The sequence below is a fragment of the Streptococcus mitis SK597 genome (assembly GCF_000148545.1).
GTDB classification, from domain to species: domain Bacteria; phylum Bacillota; class Bacilli; order Lactobacillales; family Streptococcaceae; genus Streptococcus; species Streptococcus mitis_C.
On sequence record NZ_AEDV01000043.1, the window covers coordinates 24,400 to 43,574 of the forward strand.

Annotated in this window: 11 protein-coding genes and 3 pseudogenes; 2 read left to right on the plus strand and 12 right to left on the minus strand. The window is 40.5% G+C overall.

Annotated elements, in window-relative coordinates:
- Window positions 1-117: 117 nt before the first annotated feature.
- The 12 genes and pseudogenes from SMSK597_RS07665 to SMSK597_RS13835 form a co-directional block, all read right to left on the minus strand.
- Window positions 118-1,542: an NADP-dependent glyceraldehyde-3-phosphate dehydrogenase gene (locus SMSK597_RS07665; RefSeq protein ID WP_000199363.1), complete on the minus strand. Its 1,425-nt coding sequence runs from the start codon at window positions 1,540-1,542 to the stop codon at window positions 118-120.
- A 520-nt stretch (window positions 1,543-2,062) separates the two neighbouring features.
- Window positions 2,063-4,342 (minus strand): type I pullulanase, encoded by a 2,280-nt coding sequence (gene pulA / locus SMSK597_RS07675; protein WP_000288993.1) that lies wholly within the window; start codon window positions 4,340-4,342, stop codon window positions 2,063-2,065.
- Window positions 4,343-4,360: 18 nt separating this feature from the next.
- Window positions 4,361-5,320, minus strand: coding sequence for a diacylglycerol kinase family lipid kinase (locus tag SMSK597_RS07680; protein WP_004237965.1), 960 nt, complete (start codon window positions 5,318-5,320; stop codon window positions 4,361-4,363).
- Window positions 5,321-5,322: 2 nt separating this feature from the next.
- Window positions 5,323-7,281 (minus strand): NAD-dependent DNA ligase LigA, encoded by a 1,959-nt coding sequence (ligA, locus tag SMSK597_RS07685; protein ID WP_001042578.1) that lies wholly within the window; start codon window positions 7,279-7,281, stop codon window positions 5,323-5,325.
- A 92-nt stretch (window positions 7,282-7,373) separates the two neighbouring features.
- Window positions 7,374-8,552, minus strand: coding sequence for an MFS transporter (locus SMSK597_RS07690; RefSeq protein WP_004237967.1), 1,179 nt, complete (start codon window positions 8,550-8,552; stop codon window positions 7,374-7,376).
- Between the two features lie 79 nt (window positions 8,553-8,631).
- Window positions 8,632-9,495: an Rgg family transcriptional regulator gene (locus tag SMSK597_RS07695; RefSeq protein ID WP_004237969.1), complete on the minus strand. Its 864-nt coding sequence runs from the start codon at window positions 9,493-9,495 to the stop codon at window positions 8,632-8,634.
- 2 nt (window positions 9,496-9,497) lie between these two features.
- The gene (locus SMSK597_RS07700) at window positions 9,498-11,399 is read right to left on the minus strand and encodes an ABC-F family ATP-binding cassette domain-containing protein (RefSeq protein ID WP_000584905.1); all 1,902 of its coding nucleotides are present in this window, start codon (window positions 11,397-11,399) and stop codon (window positions 9,498-9,500) included.
- A gap of 160 nt (window positions 11,400-11,559) precedes the next feature.
- Window positions 11,560-12,435, minus strand: coding sequence for an Rpn family recombination-promoting nuclease/putative transposase (locus tag SMSK597_RS0102425; protein WP_000218325.1), 876 nt, complete (start codon window positions 12,433-12,435; stop codon window positions 11,560-11,562).
- 240 nt (window positions 12,436-12,675) lie between these two features.
- Window positions 12,676-13,326: a mucin-binding protein gene (locus tag SMSK597_RS13820; RefSeq protein WP_029745442.1), complete on the minus strand. Its 651-nt coding sequence runs from the start codon at window positions 13,324-13,326 to the stop codon at window positions 12,676-12,678.
- A gap of 66 nt (window positions 13,327-13,392) precedes the next feature.
- Window positions 13,393-13,635: pseudogene (locus SMSK597_RS13825) on the minus strand (mucin-binding protein); the annotation flags it as partial.
- A pseudogene (locus tag SMSK597_RS13830) lies at window positions 13,611-14,714 on the minus strand (MucBP domain-containing protein). The pseudogenes SMSK597_RS13825 and SMSK597_RS13830, both read right to left, overlap by 25 nt.
- 1,759 nt (window positions 14,715-16,473) lie before the next feature.
- A pseudogene (locus SMSK597_RS13835) lies at window positions 16,474-16,578 on the minus strand (YSIRK-type signal peptide-containing protein); the annotation flags it as partial.
- A 276-nt stretch (window positions 16,579-16,854) separates the two neighbouring features.
- Between SMSK597_RS13835 and SMSK597_RS07720 the strand changes: the two are divergent.
- Complete coding sequence (locus SMSK597_RS07720) at window positions 16,855-18,573, plus strand: phospho-sugar mutase (protein ID WP_000121685.1); 1,719 nt, start codon at window positions 16,855-16,857, stop codon at window positions 18,571-18,573.
- 110 nt (window positions 18,574-18,683) lie between these two features.
- Window positions 18,684-19,031 carry a thioredoxin gene (locus SMSK597_RS07725; RefSeq protein WP_000434635.1) on the plus strand — a complete coding sequence of 116 codons (348 nt, stop codon included), beginning with the start codon at window positions 18,684-18,686 and terminating at the stop codon, window positions 19,029-19,031.
- Window positions 19,032-19,175: the final 144 nt, after the last annotated feature.

Here is a 19,175-nt window from a genome sequence, read left to right on the forward strand (position 1 = left end):
ATTATGAAAACGAATTGTTTTTTTACAATACTATCATAAAGTTCGTCATTTTACTAATAAAATTGTTGTTTTAAAGTAAAAAACAAAACCAGGAAAACAATTTCCTGATTTTACATTTCATTTCACATCAAAAACAATGGATTTGACATTTGTCATCGCTTCAATGCTATATTTAATTCCTTGAACACCAGCACCAGAACCTTTGACACCAAGGAAGGGGAAATTATCTGGACCACGTTGGGTTTTATTATTAATATGAACTGTACCCACTTCAAGTTTTTCAGCAATTTCAAAGGCCTTTTTGAAATCATTTGTAAAGACTGAAGATTGAAGGCCGAATTCAGATTCGTTGGCAAAGGCAATTGCTTCTTCTACATTAGTCACACGAATAATTGGTAAAACAGGGCCAAATGGCTCTTCCCATGCTACTTTCATATCTTTTGTCACTTGGTCAAAAAGAACTGGCCAGAGAAGATTGCCCTCACGTTTGATTGGTGTAAGAGCCTGAGCCCCTTTTTCTTGTGCATCCTCAATCAAGCCCCAAATAAAGTCGGCTGAAGCATTGTCAATAACAGGTGTAATATCAGCATTGTCAAATGGGTCACCAACTGTTAATTTAGCAACCTCTGCTTGAAGAAAAGTAGCTAATGTATCTGCTACACTTTCGAGAACAATGACACGTTTAATGGCCGTGCAACGTTGGCCTGAATAGCTAAAGGCACCCGCAACAATTTGCTTGGCAGCATGTTCCAAATCTGCATCTTCTAGTACAAGAGCTGCATCTTTTCCGCCAAGCTCCAGCATGATAGGACGCATACCAGCTAAACGACCAATACGTTCTCCGATTGGAGTTGAACCTGTAAAGTTGATGAAGTTGACTTCTTTGTGCTCAATGATATAATCCCCAATTTCTGAACCACGACCTGTAATGGTATTGAAAACACCTGCTGGAATCCCTGCTTCTTCAAAAGCTTTAGCCAACAAAAGACCAGAAATAGAACCTTGTGTTGGTGGCTTAAACATGACCACATTCCCTGCAATCAAGGCCGGAGCAATCTTAGATCCGGAAAGGTTGACTGGATAGTTAAAGGGAGCAATAGCTAGCACGACTCCAACCGGCTCACGACGAACAACAGCCAGTTTGTTTTTACTTGCTGCCTCAAAACCACCACCTTCCATTGCTTGTCCAGTGATACGGAGACCTTCCTCAGCAGCATACCGAATCAAGTCTGCTGTACGCACTACTTCTCCAATGGCTGCTTTAATCCCTTTTGCTACTTCTTTGGCAAGGATAGTACCAATTTCTTCCTTATCACGTTCTAAAATAGCTGCTGTTTTATGCAAATAAGCCGCACGTTCAACTGCTGATAAAGCTCGCCATGCTGGCAGGGCTGCACGCGCAGCTTTCATAGCCTCATCAACTTCTGCTTGGCTCATAGCTGGAACTGTACCCAATTCTTCTTGATTGATTGGTGAATAAATCGTAATTTCTTTTTCAGATGATTTCCATTCTCCATTTACTAAATTCTGATATCTTGTCAAATTCTCGTCCTCCTGAAAATGATTAAGATATATTTTACCAAATTTTCAGAAAATTACAACCCTTTTTGCAAAATTTTTGAGATTATTTTCACAAGCTTGATTGTTCAAAGTATACTCAATAAAAATAAAAAAATCAGACTAGGAATCTACTACGTCAAGGCGAAGCTAATGTGGTTTGAAGAAATTTTCGAAGAGCGTGAATGAGTATTCTCTATAATTGATATAGATTACTGAAACAGAATCTAGGTATAGTATATTGAATCAAGAATAGTACTCCACGACTGCTAAAATATTTCTATATATTAATTGACTTTCCTAATCGATTTGTTCACATCTTATTTCAATCTACTATAAAAGTCTTTAAAACAAAAAGACGTCCTATCAAGTGTTCAAACACTTTGATAGGATGCCTTGTTTCGTGAAAATATTTATCAAATTTTCTATACAAGTGAGTTATCAGCTAAGTTCTTTCTATTCGTTCACTTCCAATGATGTGTTAGAATAGCGAGATAGATGGTCTTTATAAAACACTCAAGACGGCTAGGCTAATATCATCTAACACATTGTCTTCTTTTGAGCGACTGTTAGTTACCAACATAGCTAAATTTCCTGCATTTTCAAATTGATAGGGTTCTGATTTAGCATTCACAACCACCAAGAGGTGTTCTTTCCCATGAACTTCATAGATAAGGCAGCCGCTATGTTCAATCGCAGAATGCACAAAGACATGATGGTAAATTTCATCATAGCTAGAGTAAGAAAAGGCACCAGTTTTTGTCTTCAATCGGATGACTTGACGAATAAATTCAATACTGTCTTGACGCTCATTAATCAAGTCCCAGTTGACTTGATTCACACTGTCAGGAGCATTATAGCTATTCATCGCACGCTCTCTATCATCATGTGTCAACTCACCATTCTCACCAGTCGCAACGAGTTTGGTACGACCAAATTCTTGACCGATTTCCATAAAGGCCATCCCCTGCATGAGTAGGTTCATAGCTGTGGCTGTCTCAACCTTGCGCATGATTTGTTCTGAACTTTGGTCTGGATGAAGGGTTGCCAATAAATCGTGAAGATTGTAATTGTCATGGGCTTCTACATAGTTAAGCACCTGATTTGGATGTGTATAGGTTCCTAATTCACGACTTCCTAGGATTGCTTTGGCTAGAATTGGCTCTGTCGCAGCACCGCTGACAAAACCTGACTTGATAGCACCATAAACTTCTCCACCTTTGACAGCATCACGCTGATTGTCATTAAAGAAACCAATATTTGGCATTTCGTAGGCGTTGTCTTTCTTAGCCTTATCATAAGGGGCAAGACCTGTTCCCATGTCCCAACCTTCTCCATAAAGAATAATGTTAGGATCAACTTCATCTAAACTTTGACGAATCATCTGCATAGTCTTGACATCATGAATCCCCATCAAGTCAAAACGGAAACCGTCAATATTGTATTCTTGCACCCAGTATAGAAGAGAATCAATCATGTACTTGCGGAACATTTCGTGTTCACTGGCTGTTTCATTTCCAACACCCGTTCCATTCTGGAAGGTACCGTCTGGATTCATACGATAATAGTAATCAGGGACAGTTGTTTGGAAAGGTGCATCAACAACTGAGAAGGTATGGTTATAGACCACATCCATAATGACACCAATACCCGCATCGTGATAAGCTTGAACCATGGTTTTCAAATCACGAATGACCTGAGCTGGATCATCTAGATTAGTTGAAAAACTAGTTTCTGGCGCGTTATAGTTTTGTGGGTCATAACCCCAGTTGTAGGTTATATTTCCATCCTCATCGTATTCTTTGTGACGGTCTGCAATTGGTTGCAACTGAACATAATTGTAGCCCAACTTCTTGATGTGATCAAAAGCAGTTGACTGACCGTACTGGTTAACCGTTCCAGTCTGAGCAGCACCCAAGAACGTTCCTCGAAGATGTTCATCCACACCTGAGGTCGGTGATTGGGTCAAATCACGAATGTGCATTTCACAGATAACTGCCTTACATGGATTTTCCAAGCGCCAAGTAGCCTCCGAACCGTGCTTGACCTCGAAGTTTGCAACCTGCTTTTCTGCATGACTCAAAATAGCTGAACGTTTGCCATCAGGACTGGTCGCGATAGTATAAGGATCACGTGTCAGTGTTTGGTGGTGAGGGAATTGGACTTGATACTGATAAGCCTTACCAGTCAAATCTTCCTCAACATCCAAACTCCAGACACCAATAGTATTGTCCTTATGATTATAGGAGTAGCTATTGCCTCTCTCCATATCAAAAGTCTTCCAAACAGAGGCATCATTAGCAGCTGATTCATAGACTAGGACTTGCACTGCTGTCGCTGTTGGTGACCAGAGGGAAAAATGAGCCTGATTGTCCTCTACACGGCAACCCAATTCCCCTTGGTAACCCCAATGATGGTCAAAACTAGCACTGTTAATAGCCTTATCAAAGGCAAAAGGATTTTGATTTTTATAGAAAGGACTGGCAATAGCAGGATTTTCAGAGTAATAAATCTTATCATCTCCTTCCAAAATCCAGACCTCTGTTAATAGGGGATAGTGATTAAAACGGATAGCATATTCTTTACTGGTTTGGCCGGTATGAACCACAAAATTCAAGCTTTCTAAGGGATGAGCGCTTGTGTGTTCAAAGCTAAATAAAGCTCCAAAATAATCTTCTTTGTAGGTTAGCAAATCAATTCGGTGATCATGGCTTTTTACAAAAGAGCAAGTGTCGTATTCACCATTCTTGCGATGGTAATGAATGCGCATAGGGTAGGTATACATTTTTATTTTTTCCTTTTTTTAATTTGTTTCTGTTTCACTAATAAATTCTTGACCAATCTCGTATCGATTGACAAAAAATTCGATGTGATGATGGCAGACTTGAAGTTCAACTGGGGTATCTCCTCCATATTCCCCATCTAGGTTCAGCATAAATGGTTCTTGGTCATCTAAAACTTCTAAACGTAGTTTGCTAGTTTTGAGGTATTCGATATTGACATCTGAGACGTGCTGACCACCATTAATGGCCTGTATCAATAAGCCCAACATATCAAATAGCTTGTCTGTCTTGACCAAAATCAGAGTAAAATTACCATCGTCTAACTTGGTATCAGGCGCTAACTGCTCAAACCCTCCAATGGAATTGGTCAAGGCAACAAAAATCAAGGACACCTCTCCTTCAAAGACCCCCTGATCGTGTGTGATTCTCACTGGACGAACCTTGGTCTTAGGAAACATTTCAATGCCTTTAGCAACATAGGCAAAATAACCAAGACGCGTCTTGACTTCACTTGGAACACTGTAGGTCAATTCTGTTAGAGTACCCGCAGCGGCAATATTGATAAAATATTTATCCTCAAAAGCACGGCCAATATCCATATGAATGGTTTCGTTTTTAGTGATAATCTGAGCAGCTGCAACAGGATCCCCTATTGGAATTTTTAGGGCACGCGCATAATCATTAGTCGTACCTGTTGGGATGATGGCAAGCCGAGGTCTCTTATCGAGCGAGGCAACCCCATTGACTACCTCATTAATTGTTCCATCACCACCTGCAGCAATAATCAAAGCAAAACCAGCTTTGGCTGCTCTCTCAGCTTCTTTTTGTGCTGAAAGAGGTTCTGGAGTCGTTTGAAAGGCACTGGTTTCATAGCCAATATCTTCCAAAACATCCAGCACTTCTGCTATATTTTTCTTGATAATTTCCTGCCCTGAGGTTGGGTTATAAATTAAACGCGCACGTTTTCTTTCTTCTGTCATTGTTACAAACTTTCTAGCCATACCTCGTCTCTAACCTCAATACCAAGTTCTTGTGCCTTTTGAAGTTTACTTCCAGCATCTGCTCCTGCCACGACGAGGTCGGTCTTTTTAGACACACTGCCTGTTACCTTGGCACCTAGACTTTCGAGTTTACTTTTAGCTTCTGAGCGCTTGAGACGTTCCAATTTTCCAGTCAATACCACGGTCAAACCTGACAAGGCTGCATCTGCTACTACAGTCTGACCTTTGTAGGCCAGATTGACTCCAGCTTCTCTCAATTCTCTGAGGAGAATTTCAGAGCCTTCTGTCGCAAAATATGTCTGAAGACTCTTGGCGATCACGCCACCCAGACTTTCAATACTAGCCACTTCCTCTGGATCTGCCTGAGCCAGAGTTTCGATTGAATGAAAATGTTGAAGTAATAGCTGACTGGCCTTGCTTCCGACATGACGAATTCCCAAACCAAACAAGAGTTTCTCGGCAGAATTTTCCTTAGATGCTTGAATGGCTTGATACAGTTTAGCAGCGGACTTTTCCTTAACCCCCTCTAAAAGGAGAAAATCTTCCTCTTTCAAACGATAAATATCTGCCACGTCCTTAACCAAATTGGCAGCAAAGAGTTTCTCAACAATAGATGGACCAAGGCCTGTGATATTCATGGCATCTCGAGAAGCAAAGTGAATCAAACCTTCCATGATTTGAGCAGGGCAACGCGGATTGATACAACGTAGGGCCACTTCATCTTCAAAGTGCAACAAGTCAGAGTCACAACTTGGGCAGTTTGTTGGGATATCTAGTTTCTCTTCAGAAAACCGTTTGGACTCTACCACACGTAAAACGGCAGGGATGATGTCCCCAGCCTTATAGACGATGACCGTGTCGTCTTTGCGGATATCTTTTTCAGCAATATAATCCACATTGTGCAGGGTCGCACGGCTAACAGTTGTACCAGCTAGTTGTACTGGTGTTAGATTCGCAGTTGGGGTTACAACACCCGTACGGCCAACTGTCCAATCAACTGATAAGAGTTGAGCTTCTTTTTCTTCAGCTGGGAACTTGTAGGCCACTGCCCACTTTGGTGCCTTGACGGTAAAACCGAGTTCTTCTTGGCCTGCTAAGTCATTGACCTTGATCACCACCCCATCGATATCATAAGGCAGATTCTCCCGTTCCTCTCCTACTTCTTGGATAAAATTCCAAATCTCATCCATGCTTTCAGCCAAGATTCGCTTAGGATTGACCACAAAACCTAGTTGTTCTAGGTGCTTCAAAACCTTTTCTTGGCTGTCACGAGTTGAAGGGCTGGCTTCTTGATAGAGAAACGTTGCAAGATTGCGCTTGGCAACTACTGCTGTATCCAACTGTCGCAGGGTGCCTGCCGCCGCATTACGAGGATTGGCAAATTCAGGCTCTCCATTTTCTTGGCGAGCTTGGTTGACCTGGTCAAAAGAAGCGCGTGGCATATAACATTCCCCACGAACGGTGATATCTAGTTCTTCTGGCAAGGTCAAAGGAATGTCCTTAACACGCTTGAGGTTTTCCGTGATATTCTCCCCAACAGAACCATCTCCACGCGTTGCCCCAGCAACTAAAATCCCCTTTTCATAAGTCAGCGAGATAGATAAGCCATCGATTTTCAACTCACAAATATAGGTTGGATGGGCCACTTCCTTACGAACACGCGCATCAAAAGCTTCAAGCTCCTCACGTGAAAAAGCATCCTGCAAACTATAAAGAGGATACTGATGACTGTATTTTTCAAAACCATCTAAAACCTTGCCACCAACACGATGGGTCGGACTATCTGCTAACACTTGATCTGGATAGGCAGTTTCTAACTCAACCAACTCACGGTAAAGACGGTCATACTCACTGTCTGAAACCGACGGATTGTCGCTGGTATAGTACTCAGTCGCATAGCGATTAAGCAAGGCGACTAACTCATTCATTCTTTTATTCATAAAACCATTTTACCATAAACTAAGCCCTCCTCACAAACGAGAAGGGCGGAAAAAACACTTAGATTGGAATTATTTTTGAAGTCCTAGCAAACTTATGTCTCTTTTTCAAAATGAGTTCGAACATATCCGAGAGCTAAGAAAGATAAGGCTACAACTCCAAGTCCAATAATCAAGAAAGAATAAAGATGGACACTTGGAAGCCAGGTCATCAAACCTGTTGCAATTGGCATAAATAGTATAGCTAAGGTATAAATCGAACTAAGGACTCTACCCAGATATTCACCATCAACCTTGGTTTGTACTTGAGTAAAAAAGTGAATATTGAAAATCGTCATAAATAGTTCACAAATGAAATTCCCTGAAAAAGCAAGATAGGTGGGGAAGTCGAATCCCATTATCATCACTCCAAGTCCAGTCAGAGCTAATAACAACAAAAGCTTTTCCATACTAGCTTTAATCTTACTAGCTAACAAAGCCCCAACAATAGATCCGATAGCACCCATTGTCAAAATAGTGGCATAGGAACCTTGTACTCCATATAGCTGATTTGAAAAGGGAAGGAGATAATTAAAGGCTGCGAAGAAAAAATTGACACTTGAAGCCATGACTAATAAAAAGAAGATTTCCTTTTGCTTCACAATATAGTGAACCCCCTCCTTGATATCAGAAAAAATAACTCTGAATGTGAGTTTCTTTTCACCCAAAGTCTTCTCTTCTTTCTTTGGAAGCAAGGCTACCAAACCAAAAGCGAGAAAAAAACTAAGGGCATCTAATACCAAGGTAATGCGAAGACTTGCGAATTGTAAGACCAGAAAAGAGAGTACAGGAGAACTCACACTGACAACTTGCAAGACCAACTCCAAACGAGAATTGTAGAGGACCAGCTCATCCTTCTCTACCAATTCTGTGATAATGGCCTTATTTGCAGGTCTAGAAAAGGCAAAAGCAATAGCCTGCACAATATTAGCAACAATCAAAGCCCCAATCATCCAGTTGTCATTCCTTATAAAAGAAATAGCTAGACAAAGAATCCCACAAACAAGGTCTGTCACCATTAAAATCCTACGACGAGAAAAACGGTCTGAAATGACTCCGCCAAAGGGGTTGACGAGAATAGATGTGACGAGTTCAGAAATCTGATACATTCCTAAAACTGTCTGTCCGATAGTCCCCATGGAAGCCAACCAGACACTATTTCCATAATCATAGAGCATATTCCCTATCTTGTTAACAGCTCCACGGCTAATCAACTGTACTGCATAGCGATTCATATAAAAACTCCTCTCAAATTTTGAAACTATTGTATCAAAACCGAAAGGAGCTTTTTCATTTTTCCCTTATTTGGGAAAATTAATCTTTGACAAATTTTTCGTAGTGTTCCTGATAGTAGGCTACTTGCTCTGGAAGACCTAGCACGTCAAAAATATGCATGGCCTCTTGCATCTGCTTACAGCCTTCTGTACACTGTCCTTTTTGGTATAAGGCAAAGCCTTTTAGGTAATGGAAAATATTACGCTCATAAAGCTTAATACCTTTACCAATAATCTTCTCTGTATAAGTCTCAAAATAGCTTGCATTGTCAAAAGAAAGATGCTCTAAACAATGCTGGTAACAATTGAGGGCCAAAATCAACACTAATCTCTTATGGCGACCAATCTCTTGGTAAAATTCCTCCCTCTCCATAACTTCTCTACCAATCCGAGTGACATAGTCCACATCGTAGAAACTATAGAGGTTACCGAAAAGAATCAACTCATACATGGTCCATTCTTCTGTTTTGAAGAGATAATCTGCTACCTTATCCAAATCATCCTGCTTCATATGATAACTCGAATCTCTTTGACAAATCAGACCTTGCAACAAAATCCAGTTTAGCTCAAAATAGAGGGGATTTGTCGAACTCTTAGCCTTTTCAAGTTGTTCTTCTTGAAGCTTTTGAAAACCTGCAATATCATTGGAATAGTAAAGAGGCACAATTTGTCCCATCATTGCAACATGTTCATGATTGTGAAAATTCCTTGCCTTGTCCATGAAATTTTCGATTGTTACATGAATGTTATCCAAAAGCTCAAAGAAACGTGAGACTGCTAGGTCAGACTCCCCAAGCTCAAAGCGAGATAACTGAGAGGTAGAGCAAGACTCCCCTGCCGCCTCCTTTAAAGAATAATTTCCACTTGTCCGAAATTCACGAAATACTTTTCCAAGATGTTCCATCTTTACACCTGCTCTGATAATTCTTCCCATTCAAGCATAGCTTCTTCCTGACGGTGGCTGATTTTGTCCAGCTCAGCCTGCAATTCCATCAGTTTTTCGGCATCGTTTGTTTCCAACATTTGTTCAGAAATGGCTTGACTTTGACTTTCTAACTCTTCGATTTCAGCTTCTAGATTTTCAATTTGTCGCATGAGTTTGCGAACTTCTTTTTGACTTTCTTTCTGAGCTTGATAATCATTGACTGGGCTCGGTTCTTTTACTTGATTGCTAGTTGAAGTTTCCTCTATCTGACTGACTTCCATTTCATCCTTTTTATCGACATAGTAGTCGTAATCTCCCAAGTAGAGAGTTGAGCCATTCTCAGATAATTCTAGAACATGAGTTGCTACACGATTGATAAAGTAACGGTCGTGGCTGACAAATAGAATAGTTCCATCAAAGTCAATCAAGGCATTTTCTAGCACTTCCTTACTATCAATATCCAAGTGGTTGGTCGGCTCGTCAAGGATCAGGAAGTTGTTGTTCTCCATAGATAATTTAGCCAAAAGCAAACGAGCTTTCTCTCCACCTGACAACATGCCAACTGATTTTTTAACATCATCACCAGAGAAAAGAAAGGCACCTAGACGGTTACGGATTTCAACTTCTGGTATCAGTTTAAAATCATTCCAAAGTTCATCAAGCACCGTATTACTTGGTGTCAGCTTGCTTTGGGTTTGGTCATAGTAACCAACCTCAACATTAGCCCCAAATCGCTTTTCTCCCTTGATAAATGGAATCTGGTCCACGATTGATTTGATAAAGGTTGACTTGCCAATACCATTAGGACCAACAATCGCAATAGCATTCATTTTACGAAGGTCTAGGTTGATTGGCTCTGACAATATTTCCCCATCATAACCAATGGCTGCATTTTCAACTGTCAAGACAACATTACCAGACGTTTTTTCAGACTGGAAGGTCATATTGGCTGATTTCTTGCCAGCTTCAGGCTTTTCCAAACGCTCCATTTTTTCCAGTTGTTTACGACGGGATTGGGCACGTTTGGTCGTTGAAGCTCGGACTAGATTACGATTGACAAAGTCTTCCAGAGCAGCGATTTCCTTCTGTTGCTTTTCATAGTTTTTTGCCTCAGTAGCTAGCTTTTGCTCCTTCAACTCGACAAAACGAGAATAATTACCCACATAGCGATCCAAGGAATGCTTGGTCAAATCTAGCGTAATTGTCGCAACCTTGTCCAAGAAATAACGGTCGTGGCTGACAATAATGAGAGCACCGCTATAGTTTACCAAGTAATTCTCTAGCCAAGCGATGGTTTCAATATCCAAGTGGTTGGTTGGCTCGTCCAAGACCAAGAGATTGGGCTTTTCAAGGAGCATTTTGGCTAGAGCCAAGCGAGTATTTTGACCGCCAGAAAGCTCGGCAATTTTCATCTGCCACATAGATTCGTCAAACTTGAATCCATTTAAAATCGCTCGTATATCAGCTTCATAGGTAAAGCCACCTGCTTGGCGAAAATTCTCAGATAAGCGGTCGTAATCTGACATCAGTTTATCCAAATCCTCACCAGACTTTTCACCCATCTCCAACTCCATCTGACGAAGTTGTTTCTCAGTCCGACGCAGGTCATCAAAGACATGAAGCATTTCATCGTAGATGGTATTTTCAGACTCAAAACGGCTATCTTGGGCTAGGTAAGACAGAGAAATATCTTTTTTCTTATTGATTTCTCCACTAGTTGGCTCCTCTTCTCCAACCAAAATCTTCAAAAGAGTAGACTTACCTGCACCATTTTTCCCAACGAGGGCAATTCGGTCTCGTTCATCAACCTGCAGGTTGACATTATCAAAAAGAACCTCTCCTGCAAAAGAACGTTCAATTTTATTAGCTTGTAAAATAATCATACAAGTAGTATAGCATGTTTCCCTAAGGCATTCAAGATAATGGTAAGTATTAACCCAAATATCCTAGAAAAACCAGCTCTGCTTATTCTCAGTATTCAAAAATATTTGGATTAGAAACTCTATTTATTTTGTAAGATAGCTGTAAAATATTTTCACTCGTTTACAATAGTGCCTCAAACTCAGATACTGACATACCCAACTGCTGACTGGCAACCTCAGATGTCAAAAGATGCTTACGAACCATATCTAAAAAAGCAAGCAGTTTTCCACGTTCAATACCCTTTTCCTCAGCTTGTTCCAAGGCATAGTCCTGTGCTAACAAGGCTTGTTCTTCTCGCATACGTAATTGACTAAACATTTTCCTGTCCTCCTCGGACCAGCTCTTGTAGTCTAGCAGTTGGTCTGCTTGGCTGATGGCTCGCTCGGGTTGTTGAGTAAAGGGCTTGTTCCCGAAAAACTCCAACCACGGCTTGCGAACCTCGTCTTTGCTGGTTTCTCTGTATTTTTTTAGTTCCAAGAATGCCATCTTAACCAGATGGTTTTCCTGTCCATTGTTTGTAATTGTTAAAACCTCACCTGTCGTATCCTCGCGCATACTGAAACTGTGAAAAGCTAAGTCATCTGAGAAGTAATTACTATCGACAATTGCGATAGCGTATACTGGTGCGATGTGTTTGTAACTCTGGTGGGTATCACCTTCTCGTTGGCGAATTTTTTCTAGGTTTTGATTGACCTGACTACACAGATACGCCCACAGGCGATTGATGGAAAAATTCTGATGATGAACTTGAATTTCAATAATTACTTGCGTTCCATTATCCAACTCCGCCAAAACATCTATACTGGTATAGAAATCCTGGGCCGAGTACGGCATGGAAGGCAAGACGTGAATATTGCTTCCCTCCAAAATGGTTACATTTTTGGCTGGCAGATCCAGCATATCGCGAATAAATTGACAAGTGATTTCCGGATTGCTAAAGATTTTCTTAGCTACCAAGTCATTGGTTGGACTGATGCCCGGATGACGTACAGTCATATTTCTTCTCCTTTCATTATAGCACATTTTTAAATCTAGGTTTACTAGATTCTCTGGCTCTATCTATTTATTCGGAAAAAGAGTAGAAAAAACAAAATGAAGTAAATCTTCCCACAATAAAACGCATAGTCTCAAGTTTTTCAATACCTGATACTATGCGTTTTTCTGATTTGAGAGGCTTTTTTCTCAGCCTCTTCTTAATCTTAGCTTTTCTCAACCTGCTACAGTTGATAAAGAGCTTTATTTTTCATCTTCTTTTTTCTTGAAGAATCCTAATCCTAGACCAGCTAACAAGGTCATGATACCAGCGCTAGCCAAGGTAGCATTCGCTTCTGTACCTGTGTTGGGCAAACTCCTCTCTCTTACCTCTCTCTTATCTGTCTCATAAGTCGGAACTTCTGAGTCTGGATTCACTGGAGTTTCAGGTCTTGGAGTATCTGGTTCTGGAGTTGGCTCTGGGATTGGTGTCGGAACACTTGGATGCTCTGGATTTGGTTGTGGGGTTGGTTTATCTGGATTAGGTACATCTGGGGTACCGGGCTCCTGAGGGTTTGGAATTTCCGGTTTTTCTGGAGTTGGTTTATCTGGTGTTGATAAACGGTCATACCTTATCAAAATAGTTGTATCTTTTGAATTTGCTGTTACTTCTTCATTCGATACTTTTGGTAAATCTGGTTTACCATAATTTGCAATTTCTGGCGATACCACTTCGTCCCAGTTACCTGTTGACCAAGCGCCTTCTGTTACTTCACCTGTCACTTTGTTACGCTTGTTGGTTCTTGTTAACTCAACTGTTTGCGTTACTGAATCAGCCACTTCTTTTGTTTCGTTGGCTTTATCGACATACTTGATGGTACGAGTAACGGTTTTGGTTTCTTTTACATCTTCTATAGCTTGCGGATATTTCACCACGACTGTCGTATTGTCTGTCGTTGAAGTAACCGTTGCTTCCGCTACACTTTCTGTATCTGGTGCGTCATAGTTAGTGACGGTTGGAGAGACTTGAGTAGCCCATGTACCTGTTGACCAAGCGCCTTCTGTTACTTCACCTGTCACTTTGTTACGCTTGTTGGTTCTTGTTAACTCAACTGTTTGCGTTACTGAATCAGCCACTTCTTTTGTTTCGTTGGCTTTATCGACATACTTGATGGTACGAGTAACGGTTTTGGTTTCTTTTACATCTTCTGTTTTGGGAACCACTGTTTCTTCAACATTCTCACGGTAGTAGTAGTTAACGGTTGCACCGTCTTCTGGTACAGTTCCTGTGGCATTTTCAGGAGTTGCTACCAAGGTGTATGTTGTTTTCCTTGTGATAACTCGGTCTTCTTTGTCCTCAGTTGTTGTTTTCCCTTCAATAGTTTTTGCTTCTGTGGTATATTCAGAACCTATCGCTAAATCAGCTTGTATAACAGACTCCGCCAACTTCTCTTGGGTACCTTCTTTATAGTAATTGGCTGTTACTGTAGCGGTAGTAGGTGCTTCTCGCTCCTCATAAACATAAGTGATCGTTCTGACTCCGTTTACGATACTTCCTTCAGTAGGATCAGAATTTTCCCCTAAATCTCTTTTGGCTCTATAATGTTTCCCATTAGTCGTTGAGATAGTGCTGAGTTTTTTATCTGTGACATTATAGCTGGTACCAATAAGCTGTCTTTTATTGGTAATGTAGATTCCGTCGCTTTCTTTTTCTCCAATTCCAGTGTCATTTTTTAATGATAATAAATTCCCTTGTTCATCAACATAACGAACTTTCACATTTCCTGAGATTAGTTCTGTCAATTCTGATGTTTTCTTCTTTTTCTTGATTTCTTCGGTTATTTTATCTTTCTCTGCTGGTGGAATATTTAATTTTGGAATGATTTTTTCAACAACGTTTCGTGATGGTTCCACAGTATCTTGGATGACTGAAAAGTCAGCTAGAATTGGGAGATTATACTGAACACGGTGACTTTGAGGATTTACCCCTACTCTGTTATTATTCTCTGAAAATACTTGTACGGTATAAGAAACAACATCTTTTCCTAATAAAACATCCCCAGTAGAGAAGTAACCACCTTTTCCTAGATTGCTATCTCCAGGACCCACTGCGTCCCTAATCTTATCAGATAGTTCTTTATCAGTCAGTACCTTCGTTCGCACAATCCCTTTATCTACCCCTACATAGTGGGAGAAGTTTTTGAACTCTTCAGAACCAGCTCTAGCCCAGCCATTATTAAGGGCATTTGCTTTTGTATTTGTATTCTCTCTCTCAAAGGTTTGGCGATTAGCATTATATTCATCGGCACTTGCAGTTGCTTCTATATTTGACCCTTGGATACCCGCTTCCTTACTACCATTTCTAGCGGCAGTATATGTGTATTTATCTGTTTCAACTTCTAGCTGATCATCCTTAACATGATAGGTAATTTTCTTAGCGCCTGGTATAAGAGTCCTCAGTAGTTTATATGCTCTGTCATCGGCTTTAGCTTTAGCTGCCTCCTTACTCGCGTTTATCCAAGTTGGAGTATTAGGAGTCTCTTGATCAGCAAATTTCAATAAAGTATTTAATTCGTTTGATAGCTTTGCAATTGACTGAGATGTGTTTGTAAATGTTTTTTTCCACTCTGAATCTATTGCTTTTGATTTTTCTATACTTAAGAAGTCTTCCGTAACATTTAACACAATATCGCCTTGTTTTTTGGCTTCTTCCCTTGCTTCTGCTTCAAATTTATTGTACAGTTCTTTTTGTGCTTCTGTATATTTATTTTTGTTTACCTTACTTAATGGACTATTTTTTACTTTCTCATTACGAATTTTATTAACACGGTAATCAAACTCATATGTAAAAAACTTCAAAACAGTTTTGTGCGCCAGTTCTACATCCAAACCTTTTTTGTACAAGTTTTCATTTTGAACGATTTCGGCTACACGGTGAATGGTTTCATCGTATACCGTCTTCTCTTTGCCAGCAGTATCCTTAGTTTTAATGACTACTCGATAGGTTCCTTTAGAACCGTTAATATCTGAGATATACCCTGTTACAAATTCCACACGAACACGGCTTCCGAAGGCAGGAGAAAAGGCAGTAAACTGCTTTTCTATCCCATTATATCCAACGACACCTGGAGAATATTTTTTATAGGTATCCTTTTCTAAAAATGGAAGTTTATCATAAGAAGCACCTGCACGTTCATTTTGAGCACGTGGATCATAATCCGAATTATCTGAAACCTTTTCGTTTCGATTAGCTCGTGTACGTCCTTTAACAAGCATGAGCATGTATTTAAAACGACGATCTAAGGCTTGTTCGTGCACATAGATGTTATCTAAGGCGTCTGCCCCAAGCATACCACCTTGTATTTTTTCACCTTTTTCGTTGACATACCAACCTGTAAAGTAGCCTTGCTCATTTTTCTTACCGATTACAAATTTACCAGGATTCCCTTCTTTATCAATGGCACTCCAACCACCGAAGTCATGAAGCTCTCTAATTTCACCTGGTTCTAAGTTCAGAGCATCCCCAAGGGTATTCATATTACGCAAATAAGAACGTTCATTATTTTGGAAGTCATCCGGCATATTTTTTACAATATCCCATAATTCTTCAGCAGTTAGATTTTTCTTAGGGACATCAAATCTCAGATTGGCATTCTTATCATTCGCTCCCTCTTCTCCGTCTTTGGGCACAATGACCCCGGGCTGGTGTTCTTTTACTGTCTCACCTTTACGATTAGCATCCAGTAAAGCTGGATCTGTTTCTGCTGGGTCTGAACCTCCATCATTTCCAGAAGTCGGCTCTGATTCAGTCCCTGTAGCTCCATTCGATGGATTACTTGTGTTCCCATCAGCTAATTCTCTTTTACTACGAATACGAGGTTTCGTACTTTCTGGAGCTACTAGCGGATTTTCAGCTACTGGAGCATTATAGGTGCTAGCTGCTGCGTCAGTATTGCTGAGGTCAGGTTTGTTTCCTGTCTCTCCGGTTCCAGACTGTTCTGGATCTGCTGGGCTTGATGTCCTATTAGCTTCCCTAGCTGACTCCACACCCTCAGCATGAGCAATCCCAGCTCCCATCAAAAGATAGAGCGCCCCAATAACAATACTGGCTGCACCGATGCTTACTTTTCGAATACTGTATTTTAGTTGTTTTTCTGGACTATTCATGAGCACCTCTATATATATATATATATAACAGACCTTATATAATAATCCTTATTCTAAATTATACAAAAAATAAGGTCTAATTTCAATTTTTAGAGACTATAAATAGGATAAAATTGAGTTGTCATTTCTGTTGGTAATTAACATACTTAAATCAAAATTATGAATAGTATAGTCTTATTCGTTCATTGACTAAAAACTTATGCTAAGGTTTTACTAAAATGCTAAAAAGTGCTATAATGTGAACGGTTAAAACAATTTACAAAAAGGAGAATTTTAATGTCTTACCAAGAAAATTACCAGAAATGGGTTGATTTTGCGGAGCTTCCTGACTACCTTCGTCAAGATTTAGAAAATATGGACGAAAAAACAAAGGAAGATGCCTTCTATACAAATCTTGAATTTGGTACTGCAGGGATGCGTGGCTTGATTGGTGCTGGTACAAACCGCATCAACATCTACGTTGTTCGTCAGGCTACTGAAGGATTGGCTCGTTTGATTGAGTCAAAAGATGGAAACGAGAAAGAACGCGGTGTCGCAATCGCCTACGATAGCCGTCACTTCTCACCAGAGTTTGCCTTTGAATCTGCGGCAGTTCTTGCTAAACACGGCATCAAATCTTACGTATTTGAAAGCCTTCGTCCAACTCCAGAACTATCATTTGCGGTTCGTCACCTCAACTGTTTCGCAGGTATCATGGTCACAGCCAGCCACAACCCTGCACCATTTAACGGTTACAAGGTTTACGGTGAAGACGGTGGACAAATGCCTCCACACGACGCGGACGCTTTGACTACTTATATCCGCGCAATCGAAAACCCATTTGCGGTAGAAGTTGCTGATGTGGAAACTGAAAAAGCTTCTGGCTTGATTGAAGTTATCGGCGAAGCTGTCGATGTGGAATACCTCAAAGAAGTCAAAGATGTGAACATCAACCCAGCCTTGATTGAAGAATTCGGTAAAGACATGAAGATTGTCTACACACCACTTCATGGTACTGGTGAAATGTTGGCTCGTCGTGCTCTTGCCCAAGCAGGATTTGACTCTGTTCAAGTCGTTGAAGCGCAAGCAACTGCTGACCCAGACTTCTCAACTGTAAAATCTCCAAACCCTGAAAGCCAAGCAGCCTTTGCCCTTGCTGAAGAACTTGGTCGTCAAGTTGGTGCAGACGTTCTTGTCGCAACTGACCCTGATGCTGACCGTGTTGGTGTTGAAGTTCTTCAAAAAGATGGTAGCTACCTCAACCTTTCAGGTAACCAAATCGGTGCTATCATGGCTAAGTACATCTTGGAAGCCCACAAAAACGCTGGAACTCTTCCTGAAAATGCAGCCCTCTGCAAATCTATCGTTTCAACTGACTTGGTAACAAAGATTGCTGAAAGCTACGGCGCAACTATGTTCAACGTCTTGACTGGTTTCAAATTTATTGCTGAAAAAATCCAAGAATTCGAAGAAAAACACAATCACACATACATGATGGGATTTGAAGAAAGCTTCGGTTACTTGATTAAACCATTCGTACGTGATAAAGACGCTATCCAAGCTGTTCTTGTCGTTGCTGAACTTGCTGCCTACTACCGTTCACGCGGTTTGACACTTGCTGATGGTATCGAAGAAATCTACAAAGAGTACGGCTACTACGCAGAAAAAACTATCTCTGTTACCCTTTCAGGTGTCGATGGTGCCGAACAAATCAAAGCGATTATGGCTAAATTCCGTAACAATGCTCCAAAAGAATGGAACGCAACAGCTATCACTATCGTAGAAGACTTCAAGGCACAAACTGCTACTGCTGCTGACGGAACTGTTACAAACTTAACAACTCCTCCAAGTGATGTGTTGAAATATACACTTGCTGACGGTTCATGGATTGCTGTTCGCCCTTCAGGGACAGAACCAAAAATCAAGTTCTACATTGCAGTTGTAGGTGAAACAAACGAAGAATCACAAGCTAAAATTGCTAACATCGAAGCAGAAATCAATGCTTTTGTAAAATAAAGACCTAAAAAGATGAGACCAACCAATCTCATCTTTTTTTCGTATCAAATCTAAGCAATTTTAGAAACTTTATGGCATACTAGACTTATCAATGAAAGCGAGGTAATCTCATGGAACAATTTTTAGATAACATTAAAGACCTTGAAGTCACTACAGTTGCGCGTGCACAAGAAGCTCTTGATAAAAAAGAAACTGCAACCTTCTTTATTGGTCGCAAAACTTGCCCTTACTGCCGTAAATTTGCTGGTACCTTGGCAGGTGTCGTAGCTGAAACCAAAGCTCACATCTACTTCATCAATAGTGAAGAACCAAGCCAACTCAATGAGTTACAAGCATTCCGCTCACGCTATGGAATTCCAACTGTACCAGGCTTCGTTCACATTGCAGATGGACAAATCAATGTCCGTTGCGACTCTTCAATGTCAGCACAAGAAATCAAAGATTTCGCAGGATTGTAAAAAATTAGCTAACAAGTTTTAAAATCACAAAAACGCATAATGGAGCCAAAGAACACTTTGCTAAGTACATAGATTTTTAGGATACGACAAAAACGTTGTATCCTTTTTTCGCAAAAGAATACCAAGGAATACCAAAGACAAAAA

Bases quoted from the DNA above. Each gene is read 5' to 3' on its own strand.
- pulA (WP_000288993.1), bottom strand. From the start codon at position 4,342: ATGTATACCTACCCTATGCGCATTCATTACCATCGCAAGAATGGTGAA.
- SMSK597_RS07680 (WP_004237965.1), bottom strand. From the start codon at position 5,320: ATGACAGAAGAAAGAAAACGTGCGCGTTTAATTTATAACCCAACCTCA.
- ligA (WP_001042578.1), bottom strand. From the start codon at position 7,281: ATGAATAAAAGAATGAATGAGTTAGTCGCCTTGCTTAATCGCTATGCG.
- SMSK597_RS07690 (WP_004237967.1), bottom strand. From the start codon at position 8,552: ATGAATCGCTATGCAGTACAGTTGATTAGCCGTGGAGCTGTTAACAAG.
- SMSK597_RS07695 (WP_004237969.1), bottom strand. From the start codon at position 9,495: ATGGAACATCTTGGAAAAGTATTTCGTGAATTTCGGACAAGTGGAAAT.
- SMSK597_RS07700 (WP_000584905.1), bottom strand. From the start codon at position 11,399: ATGATTATTTTACAAGCTAATAAAATTGAACGTTCTTTTGCAGGAGAG.
- SMSK597_RS0102425 (WP_000218325.1), bottom strand. From the start codon at position 12,435: ATGACTGTACGTCATCCGGGCATCAGTCCAACCAATGACTTGGTAGCT.
- SMSK597_RS07720 (WP_000121685.1), top strand. From the start codon at position 16,855: ATGTCTTACCAAGAAAATTACCAGAAATGGGTTGATTTTGCGGAGCTT.
- SMSK597_RS07725 (WP_000434635.1), top strand. From the start codon at position 18,684: ATGGAACAATTTTTAGATAACATTAAAGACCTTGAAGTCACTACAGTT.